At 65.1% G+C, this 17,821-nt stretch carries 20 protein-coding genes and 1 pseudogene; 7 read left to right on the forward strand and 14 right to left on the reverse strand.

Features of this window, described 5'->3' with window-relative positions:
* Positions 1–22 precede the first annotated feature (22 nt).
* From FOZ70_RS07055 to FOZ70_RS07065, 3 genes are read left to right on the forward strand one after another with little or no spacing between them, the layout of a single operon-like run.
* Entirely contained in the window at positions 23–1,021 is a 999-nt protein-coding gene (locus FOZ70_RS07055; protein ID WP_226167908.1) for a fatty acid desaturase, read from the forward strand.
* Between the two features lie 7 nt (positions 1,022–1,028).
* Positions 1,029–2,615: a GH3 auxin-responsive promoter family protein gene (locus FOZ70_RS07060; protein WP_258025565.1), complete on the forward strand. Its 1,587-nt coding sequence runs from the start codon at positions 1,029–1,031 to the stop codon at positions 2,613–2,615.
* A complete protein-coding gene (locus FOZ70_RS07065) occupies positions 2,609–3,730 on the forward strand; it encodes an aromatic ring-hydroxylating dioxygenase subunit alpha (RefSeq protein WP_081052588.1) in 1,122 nt (373 codons plus the stop codon). The genes FOZ70_RS07060 and FOZ70_RS07065 overlap by 7 nt, the downstream gene beginning before the upstream one ends.
* Positions 3,731–3,875: 145 nt before the next feature.
* On the opposite strand, the pseudogene FOZ70_RS37995 reads toward FOZ70_RS07065, so the two are convergent.
* A pseudogene (locus tag FOZ70_RS37995) lies at positions 3,876–4,027 on the reverse strand (aromatic alcohol reductase); the annotation flags it as partial.
* A 28-nt stretch (positions 4,028–4,055) separates the two neighbouring features.
* Positions 4,056–4,454, reverse strand: coding sequence for a nuclear transport factor 2 family protein (locus FOZ70_RS07070; protein WP_021157545.1), 399 nt, complete (start codon positions 4,452–4,454; stop codon positions 4,056–4,058).
* A gap of 82 nt (positions 4,455–4,536) precedes the next feature.
* Between FOZ70_RS07070 and FOZ70_RS07075 the strand changes: the two genes are divergently transcribed.
* On the forward strand, positions 4,537–5,478 hold the full coding sequence (locus tag FOZ70_RS07075) for a LysR substrate-binding domain-containing protein (RefSeq protein ID WP_059857938.1): 942 nt from the start codon (positions 4,537–4,539) through the stop codon (positions 5,476–5,478).
* Between the two features lie 29 nt (positions 5,479–5,507).
* Here the strand turns inward: FOZ70_RS07075 and FOZ70_RS07080 are convergent, their stop codons facing one another.
* The 11 genes from FOZ70_RS07080 to FOZ70_RS07130 form a co-directional block, all read right to left on the reverse strand.
* The gene (locus FOZ70_RS07080; protein WP_021157543.1) at positions 5,508–5,945 is read right to left on the reverse strand and encodes an Lrp/AsnC family transcriptional regulator; all 438 of its coding nucleotides are present in this window, start codon (positions 5,943–5,945) and stop codon (positions 5,508–5,510) included.
* Entirely contained in the window at positions 5,942–6,871 is a 930-nt protein-coding gene (locus FOZ70_RS07085) for a homocysteine S-methyltransferase family protein (protein WP_219705312.1), read from the reverse strand. Before FOZ70_RS07085 ends, FOZ70_RS07080 begins: the two co-directional genes overlap by 4 nt.
* Positions 6,872–6,975: 104 nt before the next feature.
* The gene (locus tag FOZ70_RS07090) at positions 6,976–8,145 is read right to left on the reverse strand and encodes an aminotransferase class I/II-fold pyridoxal phosphate-dependent enzyme (RefSeq protein ID WP_021157541.1); all 1,170 of its coding nucleotides are present in this window, start codon (positions 8,143–8,145) and stop codon (positions 6,976–6,978) included.
* A 43-nt stretch (positions 8,146–8,188) separates the two neighbouring features.
* Positions 8,189–8,884 (reverse strand): ABC transporter permease subunit, encoded by a 696-nt coding sequence (locus FOZ70_RS07095; protein ID WP_021157540.1) that lies wholly within the window; start codon positions 8,882–8,884, stop codon positions 8,189–8,191.
* 13 nt (positions 8,885–8,897) lie between these two features.
* A complete protein-coding gene (locus FOZ70_RS07100; protein ID WP_021157539.1) occupies positions 8,898–9,575 on the reverse strand; it encodes an ABC transporter permease subunit in 678 nt (225 codons plus the stop codon).
* A 71-nt stretch (positions 9,576–9,646) separates the two neighbouring features.
* Positions 9,647–10,426: a transporter substrate-binding domain-containing protein gene (locus tag FOZ70_RS07105; protein WP_219705314.1), complete on the reverse strand. Its 780-nt coding sequence runs from the start codon at positions 10,424–10,426 to the stop codon at positions 9,647–9,649.
* 31 nt (positions 10,427–10,457) lie between these two features.
* Positions 10,458–11,255, reverse strand: a complete 798-nt coding sequence (locus tag FOZ70_RS07110; protein WP_219705316.1) for an ATP-binding cassette domain-containing protein — start codon at positions 11,253–11,255, stop codon at positions 10,458–10,460.
* Positions 11,256–11,333: 78 nt separating this feature from the next.
* A complete protein-coding gene (locus FOZ70_RS07115; protein WP_219705318.1) occupies positions 11,334–12,764 on the reverse strand; it encodes an aldehyde dehydrogenase family protein in 1,431 nt (476 codons plus the stop codon).
* Positions 12,761–13,840 carry a homoserine dehydrogenase gene (locus FOZ70_RS07120; protein WP_060321457.1) on the reverse strand — a complete coding sequence of 360 codons (1,080 nt, stop codon included), beginning with the start codon at positions 13,838–13,840 and terminating at the stop codon, positions 12,761–12,763. Before FOZ70_RS07120 ends, FOZ70_RS07115 begins: the two co-directional genes overlap by 4 nt.
* Positions 13,841–13,991: 151 nt before the next feature.
* The gene (locus FOZ70_RS07125; protein ID WP_048021211.1) at positions 13,992–14,489 is read right to left on the reverse strand and encodes an Lrp/AsnC family transcriptional regulator; all 498 of its coding nucleotides are present in this window, start codon (positions 14,487–14,489) and stop codon (positions 13,992–13,994) included.
* 31 nt (positions 14,490–14,520) lie between these two features.
* Positions 14,521–15,201, reverse strand: coding sequence for a hypothetical protein (locus FOZ70_RS07130; protein ID WP_193093221.1), 681 nt, complete (start codon positions 15,199–15,201; stop codon positions 14,521–14,523).
* Between the two features lie 36 nt (positions 15,202–15,237).
* Here FOZ70_RS07130 and FOZ70_RS07135 point away from each other — a divergent pair, with 36 nt between their 5' ends.
* Complete coding sequence (locus tag FOZ70_RS07135; RefSeq protein ID WP_155643698.1) at positions 15,238–15,453, forward strand: hypothetical protein; 216 nt, start codon at positions 15,238–15,240, stop codon at positions 15,451–15,453.
* Here FOZ70_RS07135 and FOZ70_RS07140 read toward each other — a convergent pair.
* Complete coding sequence (locus FOZ70_RS07140) at positions 15,429–16,349, reverse strand: LysR family transcriptional regulator (RefSeq protein ID WP_059489803.1); 921 nt, start codon at positions 16,347–16,349, stop codon at positions 15,429–15,431. The genes FOZ70_RS07135 and FOZ70_RS07140 overlap by 25 nt on opposite strands.
* 132 nt (positions 16,350–16,481) lie before the next feature.
* On the opposite strand from FOZ70_RS07140, the gene FOZ70_RS07145 reads away from it, so the two are divergent.
* On the forward strand, positions 16,482–17,432 hold the full coding sequence (locus tag FOZ70_RS07145) for a 2-dehydropantoate 2-reductase (RefSeq protein ID WP_059863561.1): 951 nt from the start codon (positions 16,482–16,484) through the stop codon (positions 17,430–17,432).
* Positions 17,429–17,821, forward strand: coding sequence for a VOC family protein (locus FOZ70_RS07150; protein WP_219705320.1), 393 nt, complete (start codon positions 17,429–17,431; stop codon positions 17,819–17,821). Before FOZ70_RS07145 ends, FOZ70_RS07150 begins: the two co-directional genes overlap by 4 nt.

Raw genomic sequence — 17,821 nt, forward strand, 5'->3', positions numbered from 1 at the left:
AAGATCAGCGCAGGCGGGCGTATTGTTCGATGATGGCGATCGAAGGTATGCTCTGCGTCGCCGCCACCATCCATGTCCGAATTGTATGTTCGTTGCCAATGCAAGCGCCATAGATAAATGTTCGCGACGGTTCGATCGGCTGAATCTCTGCGTGCTCGCGCTGCAGAGCGTTGCATGGGCCGGCATCCTGACGTGGCTGTCGCACGGTACGAGCCCCTTGCGCTGGGTGTCGCTCGTACCGTTCTGCCTGATCATGCAAGGTGTGTTTTCGATGATGCACGAAACTTTCCACGGTTTCGGGCATCGGCGCGGAGCAGTCAACTACCTGATGATGTGGTGGGCATCGGCGATGTTCGGCGCGGCCGCAACGCTGATCCACGTGAATCATCTCGGCCACCACGTGCGGAATCGAACGCTCGCGGAGCGGGTGGACTTCGTCGAGCCGGACGCTTCGCTGTGGCGCAAGCGAATCGAATACTACGCGGCGATCGTCGGCGGCATCTGGTTCGCGAGTTTCGCGGGCAGCTTCGTCCTGGCCGTGCTTCCGAGTCGCGTCCCGTATGGCTGGGCGAAGTACGGACGCGACAACACGTATGCGGCTGCGTTCAAAGACTTCGACCAGGCCGATTTTCGACGAATTCGCTACGAAACCCTCGCAGGCGTGGCCGCGTGGATCGCACTGGGCGCATTGCTGGACTGGCGCGTGCTCGATATCGCGCTTGCCTATCTCGCATTCGCGTTTTCGTGGTCGTCGCTTCAGTGGGTGTATCACATGCACACGCCGCTCGACGTTGTCGAGGGCACATACAACATGCGCGCCCCCACACTGATCCGCTGGGCATTCCTCAACTTCAACTACAACCTGACGCATCACCGGCATCCGAGCCTGCGCTGGCAGGAGCTTCATGCCTGCTCCGACGCGGCGGAGACGCGACCGCTGTGGTACGGTTGGCTGCATGTGTTCGACGCGCCCCGGCGCTTGCCCGGCGATCTGACACAGCTCGAAAAGACCTATTTCTGACGAGAGGATGCACGTGCGTGCACAAGATGCGTGGGCCGCGTTTAGCGCTGCTGCAGAACCCTTCCGTCACGCGTGGCTCACCGCGCTCGATGCGCCGGGCGACGCGCAGGCAACCGTTCTGTCACGCTTGCTCGCCGCGAATCGGAACACGGCGTTCGGCATGGCCAACGGGTTTGCCGATATCGCGGATCCAGCGCAATTTCGCGAGCGCGTGCCGGCAACCTCCTACGCCGGCATGTCCCGATGGATCGATCGTGCCCTCCAGGAGTCCGCTCCGATCCTGACCGACCAGGCGCCACGCTTCTTCGAGCGCACCAGCGGCGGCAGCGAGCTGCAAAAGCTCATTCCCTATACGCCAGCCTTTCTCGAAGAATTGCAGTTCGCGCTGATCGTCTGGCTCGCCGATCTGCATCGCACCGTGCCCGGCGTCGCGGCCGGGCGCGCTTACTGGTCGATGTCGCCGCCAATGCAAGCGCGCGAACGCGCCCCCAACGGCATCATGATCGGATCGGACAGCGATCTCGATTACCTGGCTGGCAGCCCGCTCGTCGATCTACTGCCGACGCTCGTCGCCCCGTCGCTGTCGGGTAATGGTCGGGCGTGGCGCAACGAAACGTTACGCGCGCTTATCGCCGCCGACGATCTCGCCTTCATCAGCGTATGGAGCCCGACCTTCCTGACCAGTCTGCTTCGTCCGCTGTTCGACCACGCCGCACCGCAGCGCCGCGATACGCTCACCTTCCTGTTCGATTCGCTGCCGTCGATCCGTATGGCAGCGCTGCGACGCGCACTCGACGATGGCCACTGCGGCCGGCTGTGGCCGCAGCTCGCGGCAGTGAGTTGCTGGATGGACGGTCCAAGCAAAGGCTACGCCACTCATGCCCGCACCTTGTTTCCTCAGGCGGCATGGCTTCCGAAAGGCTTGTTTTCCACCGAGGCGGTGGTCAGCCTGCCGTTCGGCGATACGACCGGCTGTCCCCTCGCCGTCTGCAGCCACTTCCTGGAGTTTCTGCTCGACGACGGAACCGCGATTGGCGTGGAAGAACTGAAGCCGGGCGATACCGTCGAGGTCGTCGTGACGACGGGAGGCGGCCTGTACCGCTATCGGCTCGGCGATCGGGTCCGTGTGACCGGATATGCGGGACGGACGCCATGCGTGGCCTTCGTCGGGCGGGCTGGCACGCAAAGCGATCTGGTCGGTGAAAAGCTGGACGAAGCCTATCTGGCTGCGTCGCTTTCCGACGTGCTGCAACCGGGCGATGAAGGTTGCGTGATTCCGTGCGCAGACGCGGATCCGCCCCATTACCTGCTGTTGCTTGCCAGCGGTACGCAGGACGTCGCCGCCTTGCGCGATGCGCTGGAACAGGCTCTCGCCCGCGCTTTTCACTACCGGCACGCACGCACGGTCGGCCAGCTTGGCCCGTTGCGCGCGGTTCGCATGCCCGGAGGCGCCGCCCAGCTGGCGGATCTCGTCCAGCGAGCCCACGAGCGTGCAGGTATCCGGGCCGGCGATGTCAAACCCCGCGCCCTGGTGGCCAAGCCCGCCGTGGTGAACGCACTCCGCGCCTTCATCGAGGACACGTGCTCATGTTGAACATATCGATCGCATCGACGCATCCCCCGTGCGACGAATCCGTGCCGGACGCCGATGGCGAAGCCTTCGGCGCGCTGGTCGAGCAATGGTACGTCGCGGGCACCGAAGCCGACGTCAAGCGCGACAAGCCGTTCGGCACGCGGGTACTCGGCCTCGGCATCGTGCTGTTCCGGACGGCCGGCGGCGAGATCGTCGCGCTCGTCGATCAATGCGTGCATCGCGGCACCCGGTTGTCGGCCGGGAAGGTCATCGACGGCTGCCTCGTCTGTCCGTATCACGGCTGGCACTATGACCAGCACGGCAGCGTCACCCGAATTCCCAGCATCGACGGCGCGAGCGCCGCACCGCCCGGTACGACCTACCCGTATCGTCAGCGCAGGTTACCGGTGCTGACTCGGCATGGCCTCGTCTGGGTCTATCGCGGGCGAGACGATCCAGCGCTGAAGCGGCCGTTCGACATGCCGCACTACGGCGAACGGCCGTGGCAGTCGTACTACATGGTCAATACGTTCGATGGCGACCTCGGTGCGCTGGTCGAGAACTTCATGGACGTCCCGCATACGGTGTTCGTGCACGACCGGATCTTCCGCTCATCCACTGGACGGCGACTACGGGCATCCGTCGAACTCAAGCAGCAGAGCGTCGAGGTCACGTATCACGATGACGGCGACAAGATCGGCATGCTGGACTGGCTGACCAATCCGTCCGGGGAACCGCTTCGGCATACCGATCATTTTTATGCACCGAACGTCACGCGGTGCGACTATCACTGGGGCAGCCGATCGAGTTTTCTGATCGTCAGCCAGATCACGCCGCTCGACACGCGTCGATCGCGTGTCTATACGTACATCGCCTATCGCTTTGCGTTGCCCGCTGCGGTGCTGCGTGCGCTGAAACCGCTGCTGCACCTCTACACGCATTCCGTGATCCAGCAAGACGTGCGAATCATGCGTGCGCACCGCGAGGGACTCGACAACGCCGCAGGCTTCACCCCGTCGAGCGTGCGCGCCGATGTGGTCCACATTGCGATCGGCCGGTTGTTGGCCGCGGCGCAGCGTGGCGAGCCGTTGCCCGATGCGCAATGCGGCACGAAGCCGATGGAATTCGTGATCTGAGCGTCACGGGCACGATCGGGCGAAGCCGGTCGGCTTGACCGGCGCACCGCCCGCGTGCCCCGTATTTCCGTTAGCCGCCGGTCTGATCCTGGCTCGCGATCAGGCGTGCTCCGCATGCCAGCAAGTCGCCGTCGCAGGCGGCAACTTGCCCTTGAGCAAAAGCCGCACGATACTTGCGCATCATATTGTTCGGGTCGCGCGCCAGCTCGTCCGCAAATACTGCTCGCTCCACACCGAACGGCTGAACGGCCGGCCGAGGCCCGCTTGCAGCTTTTCGGCAACCTCCCCGTAAATCAGCCTTCGGTATTGAGCGACATCGATTCCGCTACGCGTACTTGTCGCCGACCGTACTACGAATCGGATGAGTGTCGTAGACGATGATCATCCGTTCGATGAGCCCCGCGATGTCGAACTCGAACACGTCGACGCACTCGAAGCGCGCCGCCGATCCGTCTTTCAGGCCCCAGTCGTAGATGAAGTAACCTGTCGCACGTCGAGCCCCGCTCGCGCTGACGCAGATATCGATCGGTGTAATCTTGCTTTCTCCCGACGCGGCAGCGACCTTCGAAAAGAAGGGCTCAGGGTGCATCCAGCCGAGAAATGGCGAGAAAATCTGCGCGTCCGGCGTAAATAGCGCGCAGATGGCACCGACATCGCCTCGCTCCAGTTCCCGAAGGTACGCGCGAACCTGTTCCGTATATAGTGATCCCGACGTTGAGTCCAAAATTATCCTCCGATCATTCGTCGACAACCCCGTTCATTCGCAAGAACAGGGCATCCGGTAGACGCACGATAGCGACGCACCGATGACCGAACAATCGAAAAATATGCAATCCGGGTATGCAGCGCATACATATCCGCTGGCTGACCTGACGCGGCCCCTCCCACCGCTGGCAGCGATTCAGTCATTCGTCGCCGCGGCGCAGCTTGGCAGCGTCAGCAAGGCCGCGGCTCATCTATGCCGTACGCAAGGCGCGGTGAGCCGCCAGATACAGCAGCTGGAAACACATTATCGATGCGCGCTCTTTGTGCGCCATGTATCGGGGCTGACGTTGACGGCGGAAGGAAATGGACTGCTGACGGTCGCGGTCAACGTGCTCACGCAATTGGTTCAGCACGCGGACATCCATGCACGGACGACCTCGGTTCTCACCTTGACGTTGCCGTCCACGTTCGCCATTCGCTGGTTGCTCCCGCGGCTGCCGGACATTCATCGCGCCATGAGCGGGACGGAGCTTCGTATTTCGACATCCGCGGACGATACGCCAGATTTCACTACGTCCGACGTCGATGCGATCATTGTGCGAGGCACGGGACAGTGGACCGGTATGGAAGCGCTACCGCTGTTTTCCGAGACGCTCACGCCGATGTGCGCGCCCGCATTGGCAACATCACTGCGATCCGTTGCCGATCTTGCGCATGTCGAGTTGCTCCATCCCGGGCCCAGCCACGCGGAGTGGAGATGCTGGCTCGATCATGTTGGGGCGCTCCAGATCGATGCGGACCGTGGACTTGTATTCGATACCCTCGAATTGACGCTCGCGGCATCGGCGGAAGGACACGGAATTGCAATCGGCGACCCACGAATGGCACGAGACCGGCTCCGTGCCGGATCGCTGGTGACGCCGTTTGAGGAGGTGGTTCACGACGGCCTTTCCTACTTCCTCGTATATCCGTCCCAACGTGCGGCACAACCGAAAATTCGAGCCCTCGCCGACATCTTGCTGCGGCTTGCGCGAGAAGACTGACCTGCTCTTTTCCCGTCGCGCCGGTTTGGTCAACGCTTGTGGACAACCGAATCGAGCACGAAGCTGGTCGTCATGTTCTGCACACCGTCCATCGCACTGATCGTCGCCCAGATGTCGCTGATGCGCTCGTGTGTGGCGGCTTCTATCTGTACGAGCAAATCGACCTCGCCGCTGAGCACCGCGCAATCGCGCACCTCGGCGATCCGCTCGAGTGCGGCAAGCACGTCCGCACCGCGCATCCGGTCCTTGCGGTAAACCAGCATCACGGCGCGCACCGGCACGACCTCGTCGGGCAATGCGAGCCGCACCGTATAGCCTGCAATGATGTTCAGCGCTTCGAGCCGGTCGATCCGGTTCCGGACCGCCTGCCTGGACAGACCGATCCTGTCGGCCAGCACCGCGAGCGGAATCCGCGCATCGGCACACAACGCGTCGATTATCTTCTGGTCCAGGCCGTCGATCTTCATTCGCCGAACCCGGTATGCCGGGCGCCGCGTGCATCGACCGCGTCGCGTAATGCCGCGATGTGGTCGGGGCCGATTCCGCAGCATCCGCCGACGATCTGCGCGCCCAGCGCAAGCCACTGCTCCGCCCATCTTGCATAGCCGGGCGGATCGACGTCGCCGCGCAAACCGTGGAGTTCCTCGTTCGCACGCGCATCGGCGCGCTGAGGCGGAAACGCGTTCGCATAGGCACCGATCACGAGCGACCTCCCCGTTCGCGCGAGCGTGCGCTGCACCGTCTCGATCGCCGCACCCATCGCCTCCGGCTGGCTGCAATTGAACAGCAGCGCGGTCGCGCGCGCGGACACGGCGGCGTCGATCGCTTCGTCGAGCGTCTGCCCCGATCGCAATACCGGCGTGGCGCCTGCTTCGACGTCATCGCGCAGCGTGAACGAGACCCAGAGCGGCTTCGGATTCTCACCCAGCGCTCGCCGGACCGCGCCGATCTCGTCGGTCAGGCTCTGCGTCTCGGCCAGCCAAAGGTCGACGTACGGATCGAGCCCATCGACGAGCGTCGCCAAGATGGCATCGGCGCGCGCCGCGTCGAACAGGTCGGGGCGGTAGGAACCGCCCGTCGGCGGAAGCGATCCTGCAACGCGCACGGGCCGCCCTGCGCGGTCCGCCGCTTGCCGCGCGAGTTGCCCGGCAAGGGCCGCGAGCGCGGCTCCGTCGCGACGAAACCGCTCGTCGCCGATATGGAACGGTACGACCGCATAGCTGTTCGCGGTGATCACGTCGGCACCCGCCGCGACGAATGCGTCGTGCGCAAGGCCGACGTAATGCGGCGCTTCCATCAGCGCGAGTGCCGACCACTCCGGCTGCCTGAACGGCGCTCCCATCCGCGCCAGTTCGCGCCCCATGCCTCCGTCGAGTACTGTGATGTCATGCATAGTCCGTGCTCCGTCGTTGCAATCCGCGCATCTCGTGCCCGAATCGATTCAAAGGTCGGCGCGACGCGCGCGAGTCGTCGATCGAGCGTGCGCGCTGGTCCGTGTCAGATCTGCTCCAATGCTTGCGCGACATCGCTTTTCAGGTCGTCGATGTGCTCGATGCCGACCGAATAGCGGATGAAATTGAGCGGAATGTCGGCAGCGCGCATTTGCTCCGCCGACATCGTGCCCGCCCACATGGATGCCGTATGGATCGCGAGCGAATCGACGCCGCCGAGATTGCCTGCATTCAGGGGCAAGCGCAGCGCCTCGACAAAGCGCTGCGCTTCGCCGTAGCCTCCCCGCACGCCAAACGCCACCACACCGCCGAAGCCGCGCATCTGCCGGCATGCGAGTGCGTGCTGCGGATGGCTGCGCAGGCCCGGATAAAACACGCGTTCGATCTTCGCGTGCGCTTCGAGGAATTCGGCGAGCGCCTGGGCGTTCGCGTTGATCCGCTCGACGCGCATCGGCAGCGTGCGCAGCCCGCGCAGCAGCAGCCACGCGTCCATCGGGGACAGCACCGAGCCGAGCGTGATGTGCGTATGCCAGATCTGCTCGGCGAGCACGCGGCTCGTACAGATCACGCCGCCGGTCAGGTCGTGATGGCCGCCCAGATACTTGGTCGCGCTGTGCACGACGATGTCGACCCCGAGCCGGTGCGGCTGCTGGTTGACCGGCGACGCGAACGTGTTGTCCGCGAGCGTCAGGATGCCGCGCGCCCTTGCGATTTCCGTCACCGCGGCGATGTCGGTCACGAGCAACAGCGGATTGACCGGCGACTCGAGCACGATCAGCCGCGTGTTCGGCCGGATCGCACGATCGAACGCGCTCACGTCGGTCTGGTCGACGAACGTCACCTCGACGCCGAACCGGCGCAGCATGTCGTCGAGCATTTTCGTGGTGCTCATGTAATGACGCGTCTGGCCGACGACGTGATCGCCGGCCTTCACGACACTGAGGATCGCGGTCGCGATCGCGCCCATTCCGGACGCGGTGACGAGCGCGGTCTCGGTGCCTTCGAGCTCCGCCATGACCGCCTTCACGCGCTCGTGAACCGGATTGCCGTAGCGGGTGTAGTTGCGCGGATGCTGCGGCACGCTCGACATCTCCGCAAACTCCTCGCTGCCGGCTGCCTTGAACACCGCCGAATAGTGAATCGCCGGCGCGACCGACTTCTCGTCGGTCACGTCGCGGTCCGCAGCCAGCGCCAGCGTTTCAAGCTTGTATCCCATGTCGTCCTCGGATCGTTCGTTGTGTCGCGTTATGCAGCGTCCGTCACGCACGCGCGCTGCCCAGATGGCGATTCAGCAGACCTTCGACACGTTTGAGTACGGTCGAAAGTACCGCAGTGATACCGACGTACACGATGCCGGCCAGCATCAGCGCGTCGGTCGTATAGGTTTCGATGGAGATGCGGCGCGCGACACCGGTCAGGTCGAGCACGGTGATCGTGCTGGCCAGCGCGGTCGACTTCAGTTGCAGCACGATCTCGTTGCCGAGCGTCGGTGCGACGATGCCGATCGCGCGCGGCACGATCACGAACCAGGTGAGCATGAACCGGCTCATCCCGAACGCGAGCGCGGCTTCCTTCTCGCCGGCGGGGACGCCGGCAATCCCGCCCCGGATGTCTTCGGCCATGTACGCCGCCAGATTGAGCGTCAGCGCGCACAACGCACACGAGAACGATCCGCCGACCAGCAGCCACAGAGGCGACGCACGCACGACCGAGAACTGCGCAAGCCCGTAATACAGCACGAAAATCTGCACCAGCAGCGGCGTGCCGCGAAACACCGACATGAACAGGCGGCTCGGTGTCGACAGCCACGGGCGTGCCGACGTGCGCGCGACCGCCAGCGGCACCGCAAGCGCGAATGCAAGCGTGCACGACAGCACCAGCAGTTCGAGCGTGATCCATATGCCGCGCGCGATATCCGGGCCGGACTGCACGATGAGGGAAAGAAAGTCGTTCATCGCATGGCCCTCCTCAGGTGCGTTTTGCGTAACCGCGGCCCGCGATGCGCTCGAGCCACGCGAACACGGGGTTGGATGCGGCGAGAAAGCCGAAATAGACGATGCCGACCGTCACGTAGAAGACGAATGGCTGCTTGGTGAACTGCGCGGCGATGTTGGCCTTGCGCAGCATGTCCTCGAGCCCGACGATCGACACCAGCGAGGTGTCCTTCAGCAGGTTCTGCCACATGTTGTTCAGGCTCGGCAGGCAGATGCGCCACGCCTGCGGCAGGCGCACATGCCACAGTGTCTGCAGGCGTGACATTCCATACGCGCGCGCCGCCTCGATCTGTCCGGCCGGCACCGCGATGAACGCGCCGCGAAACATCTCCGACGCGTACGCGCCGAACACCACGGCGAGCGCGATCACGCCGGCGGAAAACGGGCTGATGACGATGGCGCCATCGAATTGCGCGTTGAGCAGATGCGACAGCCCGAAGTAGCAGATCAGCAGGATCAGGAACTCGGGAATGCCGCGCAGGAAATTGGTCAGCGCATAGGTCGCATGTCTGAGCCACCCCAGGCTCGACAGCTTTGCCGATGCGCCGGCGATGCCGAGCAGCATGCCGACGCACAGCGCGGCGACCGCGAGCTCCAGCGTGACGAGCGCGCCAGCCGCGATCTGCGCGCCGTAGTTCACCAAGATGTCCATCGTTATATCGCTCCTTGTGAGCCCGATTCGCGCAGGCCGCCGTCCGGCGACCGCGCGGTCCCGATGCGCGGTTATTGCGGCGCGATGCTGAACGGGAAATAGCGCTTGTTGGCTGCGGCGAACGTGCCGTCCGCCTGCACCTGCGCGATGCCCTTGTCGAACAGCGCCTTCAGCGGCGCGTCGCCCTTGCGTACCGCGATCGCCGTACCGTCGCCGAAGATCTCCGCATCGGCGATCGGCTTGCCGACGAAGTCGAAGCCTTCCTTCCTGCCGGCCTTCGTCAGCCAGTCGTACGCGACCGTGTTGTCGGCGAACACCGCATCGACGCGCCCAGCCTCGAGATCGAGCCAGGCCTCGTCGAGCGTCTGATAGACCTTCACGTTGACCCCCGACTTGCCCGCCGGCAGGCGGCGGCGCAGATAGGATTCGTGCGTCGAGGCCGTCTGAACGCCGATCGTCTTGCCGCGCAACGTGGCGGCGTTGTCCGTGATGCCCGAGCCCTGCTTCGCGACGAGCTGCACGGGTGCCGTCGTGAAAATGCGCGTGAAGTCCACCGACTGCTCGCGCTCCGGCGTCTTCGACATCTGCGCGAGCACCGCATCGATCTGTTTCGCCTTGAGCGCCGGAATCAGCGCGTCGAAATCCATCGTCACCCACTGGCACTTGACCTTCATCGTGTCGCACATCTTCTTGCCGATGTCGATCTCCATGCCCTGCAGCTTGCCGGATGCATCCTTGTATTCGAACGGCGCGTAATCGGCGAGCGTACCGATCCGCACGGCCTGCTCGGCATGCGCGACCGATCCGAGCAATGCCGCGCCCACGCACAGCGACTGAAGCAGCTTCTTCATGGTTTCCTCTCCCGTTGACAACGAATCCGCATCAGATGATGCTGGACAGAAACTTCTGGAAACGCGGCGATTTCTGGCTCGCGAACACCTCATCGGGACTGCCGTCTTCCTCGATTCTTCCCTGGTGGACGAACACGACGCGGTTCGCGACTTCGCGCGCAAATCCCATCTCGTGCGTGACGACGAGCATCGTGCGTCCCTCGTCGGCCAGCGAGCGCATCACCTTCAATACTTCGCTGACGAGCTCGGGATCGAGCGCGGACGTCGGCTCGTCGAACAGCATCACGTCGGGGTCGGTCGCGAGTGCACGTGCAATCGCGACGCGCTGCTGCTGGCCGCCCGACAGCTGGTTCGGATAGTGTTCGCACTTGCCGGCGAGCCCGACCCGTTCGAGCATCGCGATCGCCTTGTCGCGTGCGTCGCGCTTCGGCACGCCGAGCACGCGCGCCGGCACGAACATCACGTTCTGCAGCACGGTCATGTGCGCCCAGAGATTGAACTGCTGGAACACCATCGCGAGCTTGCGGCGCACGCGCATCACCTGCTGCGCATCGGCCGCGACGAGCGCGCCGTCGCGGCCCGCCGGCTTCAGCGCGAGCGTTTCGCCGTTCACGCAGATCCGGCCACGGTCCGGCGTTTCCAGCAGGTTGATGCATCTGAGGAACGTACTCTTGCCTGACCCGCTGCTGCCGAGGATCGATACGACCTCGTGATTCCTCGCGGTCAGCGAGATGCCCTTCAGCACCTCGACACCGCCGAACGACTTGTGAATATCCTCGACCACCAGCGCGTCCGCCGCCGGTTTGCATGCAGGAATTGCTGCTGGCATCCTCGACTCCTTCTTCGATACGTTGCTCACCACACCGCTCCGGTTCGCGCCGGCCCGCCAGGTGCCGGCGCTTGCGCATCAGCTCGACAGCCGCCGGTTGCGCCTGAAGCACACCACCTTCGGCTGTGTCATTTCCGTCATCGCGAACCGAACGCCTTCGCGGCCCAGCGACCCATGCTTGAATCCGCCGAACGGCATGCCGTCGAAGCGGTAATCGGACGAATCGTTGATCATCACGCCGCCCGCCTGGAGTCGCTCGGCCGCGCCAAGCGCCACCTCCAGCCGGCTGGTGAACACGCCAGCATGCAGGGCGCTCTCCGACGCATTGGCCGCGTCGAGCGCCTGCTGCAGGTCGGTGAATTTCTCGATCGTCACGACCGGCGCGAACACCTCGTCGGTCCATACGCGCGCGTCGTGCGGCACATCCGCCAACACCGTCGGTTCGTACAGCGCCCCGCGCCGCCGATGGCCGGTCAGCACCGTCGCACCGCGCGACACCGCTTCGTCGACCCAGCGTTCGACGCGGATCGCCTGTTCCTCGCCGATCATCGGCCCCATGTCGGTCGCATCGTCCAGTGGATCGCCGACGACCATCCTGCCGGTCAGCTCGACGAAATACCGGACGAACGGCTCGTATGCCGCCTCGGCGACGAAGATCCGCTGCGTGCCGATGCAGTTCTGTCCCGCTGCCCAGAACGCACCCGACACGCAGGATTCGGCGGCATCCTTCAGGTCGCAGTCGGCCATGACGATCACCGGCGCATTTCCACCGAGATCCATCGCGACCTTCTTGAGCCCCGCATCGCGCGTGATGGCTTCGCCGGTCTGCGGGCCGCCGGTAAAGGTCACCATCCGGATCCGCCGGTCGCGCACCAGCGCCGACGCGATATCCGCGCCGCCGTGCACGATCTGCAGCGCGTCGCGCGACGCCCCGGCTTCCCACAGAACCTCGACGAGCGCCTGCGCCGACAGCGGCGCGAGCAACGAGGGCTTCAGGATGACCGCATTGCCGGTCGCGAGCGCCGGCCCGAGCTTGTGGGCAACGAGGTTCAGCGGGTCGTTGAAGGGCGTGATCGCGAGAATCACGCCCAGCGGCTCCAGCGTGTAGTAGCCGCTGCGATCCTCGGAGCCTGGATACCCGTCGAACGGGATCGTCTCGCCGGCCAGTCGCTTCGCTTCCTCGCCCGACAGGCGCAGCGTGTTCACGCAGCGCGCGACTTCCTTGCGGGCCTGCCGCAGCGGCTTGCCCGCTTCGAGCGCGATCGTGCGTGCAAATGTCTCCGCCTGTGCTTCCACGCTCGCGGCCGCGCGAAACAGGATGTCGGCCCGCCGGCTGCGTGGCAGGGTTGCGGCCGAGCGCGCGCCGTCGAGCGCGCGCTCGACGAGGGCCGGTACCGCATCGGCTCGCGACAGTCGAACCTGGCCGACGATCGAGCCGTCATAGGGCGACCGGACATCGGCCACGCCGGCTCCCGTGCAGTCGGCCATCACCGCATCGCGCGCGCTCATGCCGCCACCTCGTGCGAGGCTGCGCCGATTCTGTCCGCGAGTTCGATCAGGTCGGAGAGAATCGCGAACGCCGTTTCCTCACGGCCGGCACCCGGCCCGCTGATCGTCACGCCGCCGAGCACGTCGGTGTCGAACGTGATCGCGTTCGTCACGCCGCTCGCGGCAAGCAGCGGATGGCCGGCCGGGAGCTTGCGCGGTTCGACGCTCGCGGTCACGCTGCCGTCCGGATGACGGACGGCAGAACCGATCAACCGCCACGACATGCGCTCCGCCGCCGCCGCGCGCACGTCGTGCTCGGTCAATTCCACGATGCCGCGGCACGTCACGTCGCCCCGCTTGAGGCCGGCATTCCACAGCGCGTTCGCCAGAATCACGACTTTCAGCTGTACGTCCGAACCGTTGACGTCGGCCGCCGGATTCGCCTCCGCATAGCCGCGCTGCTGCGCATCCCGGATCGCCGCATCGAAGCTCGCGCCGGCCTCGACCTCACCGAGCACGTAATTCGACGTGCCGTTCAGGATGCCGGCGAAGCCGTTGATGTCGCAGCCGCGCAGCGAGGTCGCGAGCTGCCGCAGCACCGGCGTGCCGCTCATCACCGTGCCCTCGTACATCACGCACGCACCCGATTGCGCGGCGATCCGCGCCAGTGCCGGCTGCGCGAGCGCGATCGGCCCCTTGTTGGTCGTGATCACGTGCTTGCCGCATTCGAGCGCGGTACGGCAATGCGACAGCGCAGGCTCGCCGGTGTTCGGATCCGTGAAGGTCGCCTCGATGACGACATCCACGTGGTCCGACGCGATGGCCTTCAGCACCGCACCGAGGCCGACGTCCGGCGACACCAGCGTGCCGGGATCGCGGCGCAGCGCCTCCGCATCGACGCCCCGCCGCGCGGTTTCGTCGAGGACATCCAGCGCGATACCGCGAGGATTCGTCGCGATCCCGAGCCGCAGGTCGGCGACCATCGTCACCGATACGTCGAGTCCCGCCGCCCCCAGCATCCCGCGCTTCTTTTTGAGCAGTTCGACCAGTCCCTGATTGACTCCGCCGAAACCGACCAGTGCCAGTTTGAGTTCCATCTCGATCATCTCCTGTTCATTGACCACACGACACAGGTTAGTTATGCGAATCGATTTTCAAATTAGTCGTTTCGCGCGATTCAGGTCGTCATCCATTGCGGTTTGTCATGCGGGACGGACGGATCGCCCGTTCCCGCGCGAAACAGGTACGTCAGGTGGCCGGCGGTTCGTCGTCACCGTCCTTGTCGACCGGCACGAACAGCCCGACCTTGACCGCACTCAGCACGACATTCGTGTTGATCCGGCGGATCATCGGGTTGCTCTGCATGATCCGCGCAGACAGCCGGTCGTACGCCTCGACGTCGTGCGCGGTGATGATCGCGATCAGGTCGACGGAGCCGGTCACGTAGTAGATCTGCTGGATTTCGTCATGCGCCTTCGACCACTCGCGGAACCTGGCGACCGTCTCGTAGTTTTCGCGTTCGATCTCGATTGCCGCAATGAACGTCATCGGCCTGCCGACCGCCGCGCGATCGACCACCGCGATTTCCGCCGAAATGATCTTTTCGGTGCGCATGCGCTTCAGGCGCTTCTGCACGGCCGAGGTGGACAGGCCGATCCGTTCGGCAATGGCGTCCGCCGTCGCGGTGCAATCGCGCTGGACGATATTCAGGATCTTGCGGTCGAAGGAGTCGAGTGCGTCGGTCATGGCGTGGCCTGCCGGAGAACGGGTACTTGCGTCAAAGATAAAAAGGGCGGGCCGACCTGAGCCCGACCAGATGCCGGACACGGTCGAACGCGGTAACCAGCGTTTCGCGCCACTGCGCGACTGGCCCGCGGATGCATACGGGTTCGAAATGGATCGTGTCCACACCTGCAGGAATACGGAACGGGCGCTCGACGCCATCGTCCGATTCGGTCACGAGTGCGGTGCCGTCGACTTCGGTCAGGCTCATCAACAGATGGGCGGGCGCAGTCGCGCCAAGCAGGTTGCGCAGAGGCGACTCGTTCGCGGACAACTGTTCGAGCAACGGCAGCTCGTACGCGCCGGGCCACCAGGTGTCGTGCTCGTCGAGCCACGGGCCGACGCCCGGCATGCCGACCATCTCGAGGACCTGGTCCGCACCGAGATGCGCATACGCGCGACACCGGCCCGCCTCGTCGGTCGAAGCGTGCGCCAGCCAGCCGCCGGCGCTCGGCACGGAGTCCGTCAACACGACGTTCGCAGGCTTCAGTCGGCCGAGCATTTCAGCCGCGCCTGCAGCGGATCGGCGCCCTTCGCAGGATCTCCGTGCGTGATCCGTGACGATGCGGCACACCCACTTGGGACCCTCCTGCAAGGCGGCGGGGACGTCGCCGGACCGGACTTGGGCGGTTCGCCTGCGGGCGTGTTCAACGATGACGATTGGCGTGTCCGGCATACAACTCTCTCGTGCTTGCGGGGCCGCGTCGCAGCGATGCTGGCGCGCTTCATGGATCGGCCGACGGTGTTGGGGCTGGAGAAATCATATCGCCTCGATGCGACTGAAAAAATCTCAACCGAATCGAACATCGACGTAAAACGTCGAAAAATACGGCTTCCAGGACGTTTCGCATCCAACCCGACGCCGGCCAGTCCGGCATCCGTCGCGAACGCCAAACCCGCAGGTCAATCCGATGCACCGAACAGTTGAATCACGACACCACGCAGCCATCGATTGCCCGCCTCATGGTGATATCGCGCATGCCAATGCTGCCGTACCGCAAACCCGTCGACCGGGATCGGGCACGCATGAACCGCCAGATCGCTCGCCTGAGCCAGTGTCTGGCCTATATGACGGGGGAGCGTCGTAATCAGGTCGGTCGTCTGGACGATCGCCCCCAGCCCCAGAAAACCCGGCAGCTCCAGCACGACGTCGCGCTCGATGCGCGCCTGCCGCAGCGCCTGCTCGAGGAGTTGCGCGCCCGTTCCCGCCGTAATGGCGACATGTCCTTCGGAACGATACTGCTTCGCCCCGAGGCGACCGCGAATCCTCGGGTGATGCCGGTTGGCCAGGCATACCCAGTCCTGGTCGTACAGCTTCTGCTGATAAATGCCGCCGCCGAGCCACGGCACATAGCCGATCGCGAGATCGGCTTCGCCGGATTCGAGCGCGCGCTCCGTATTGCCGTCGATCCGTGCGGCTTCCAGCCGGACGCCGGGCGCCTGCGCCCGGACATGGGCCAGCAGCCGCGGAAGCAGTGTGATGTGGCTCGCGTCGGTCATGCAGATGCGAAACCGTCGCTGGGCCGTCGCCGGATCGAACGCGATCTCCCACGCGGTGAAGCGCCGCAGGGATTCGAGAATTTCCCGGCATGGCCCGATCAGCGCGTCGGCTTGCGGTGTCGGCGCCATGCCGCCGGGCGTCCGGATGAAAAGCGGATCGTGCAGGTGTTCCCGCAAGTGCCCGAGCCAGATGCTGACCGTCGGCTGGCTCTGGCCCAGTTGCTCGGCTACGCGCGTGACGCTGCGCACGTCGTACAGGAGATCGAAAAGCTGAAGCAGCTTCAGGTCGGGCAGGTCGGCGGACATCGCGGCGTTATTGTCGATGGCAATGACGCCATTGTATCCATTGCATTGGCGGCATGAGCGGCAACGCCTATCGTGAGGCCATACGTCAGCTTTGCATGGGACCGGGGTAAGGCGCCAAAGCGCCAACTCCGGTCGACACAGGAGAATCCATTGAAAATAGCAATTCTGGGCGCCGGCGCACTGGGCTGCGCGATCGGCGCCACCCTCACCCAAGGCGGCCATGAGACCTGGCTGATCGACCGCTCGCCCGCGCACGTCGGTGCGATGAGCCGCGACGGCCTGCGCGTCGACGATGCCGGCGGCACCCGCCACGTGCGCGTCCACGCGACGACCCGGGCTGCCGATGTCGGCGTGGCCGACCTGGTGGTGGTGCTGGTCAAGTCGTTCCATACCGATGCGGCCATCCGCGGCGCCCAATCGCTGGTGGGGCCGGATACCGCCGTGCTGTCGCTGCAGAACGGCCTCGGACACGAGGACATCCTGATCGACGTCGTCGGCCGCGAGCGCGTCCTCGCGGGCAAGACCTACGTCGGCGGCGTGCTGCGCGGCGCGGGCCATATCGAATCCGGCGTGATCGGCAAATACACCTACATCGGCGAACTCGACGGCCGCATCACACCGCGTGTCGAGGCGATCGCCGCGGCGTTCAATGCCGCCGGCCTCGCCACGACGATCAGCGACAACATCGTCGGCACGATGTGGGACAAGCTGCTGGTGAACGTCGCGACGGGTGCGCTGACGGGCCTGACCGGCCTCACCTACGGGCAGCTTTACGACGAGCCGCTGCTGAAGGCGACGTCGCTCGCGGCCGTGGCCGAGGCGATCGCGGCGGCGCAGGCTGCGGGCGTGAAGCTGTCGATGACCGATCCCGAACAGGCATGGACTCTGGCCGCCGAGGGGCTGCCCGCGACCTTCAAGACGTCGATGCTGCAAAGCCTGGAGAAGGGCTCGATCACCGAGATCGACTTCATCAACGGTTCGGTCGTGCGCTGGGGCCAGCGCTACGGCGTGCCGACCCCGGTGAATGCAACGCTCGTCGCCTGCATCAAGGGGCTGGAACGCGCGATGGCCGACCGCCAACGGCAGGAGGCGGCCGCATGAATGCCAAGAAAGCCTATCTCGAACACGTCGCGATCTGGGTGAAGGACATCCGCTGGCACATCCGTTTCTTCGAGGACGTGCTCGGCATGACACTGCGCGAAGTCGACGGCACGCTCGACGCACCGCGGCAGTACTGGACGCTCGGCGGCCTGCAGTTCATTCACGCGCCGGAATACGAAGGCCCGGAAGGCCGCCTCGCCCATCTCGGCGTGATGTGCGAAGACCTCGAGGCCGCGCTGGCCGCGGCCCAACGATTCGACGTGACGGAGATGCCGCAGGGGCGCAACTGGCTTCGCCTGCCCGACGGGCTCGCCGTCGAACTGATCCAGGCCCGGCCGGCTTCCTGCGTCGCACAGGCGCTGGCAATCAATCCGCGCGCGGAGGCGTGA

This window comes from Burkholderia sp. COPS, from assembly GCF_019425585.1.
Lineage (GTDB): Bacteria > Pseudomonadota > Gammaproteobacteria > Burkholderiales > Burkholderiaceae > Burkholderia > Burkholderia cepacia.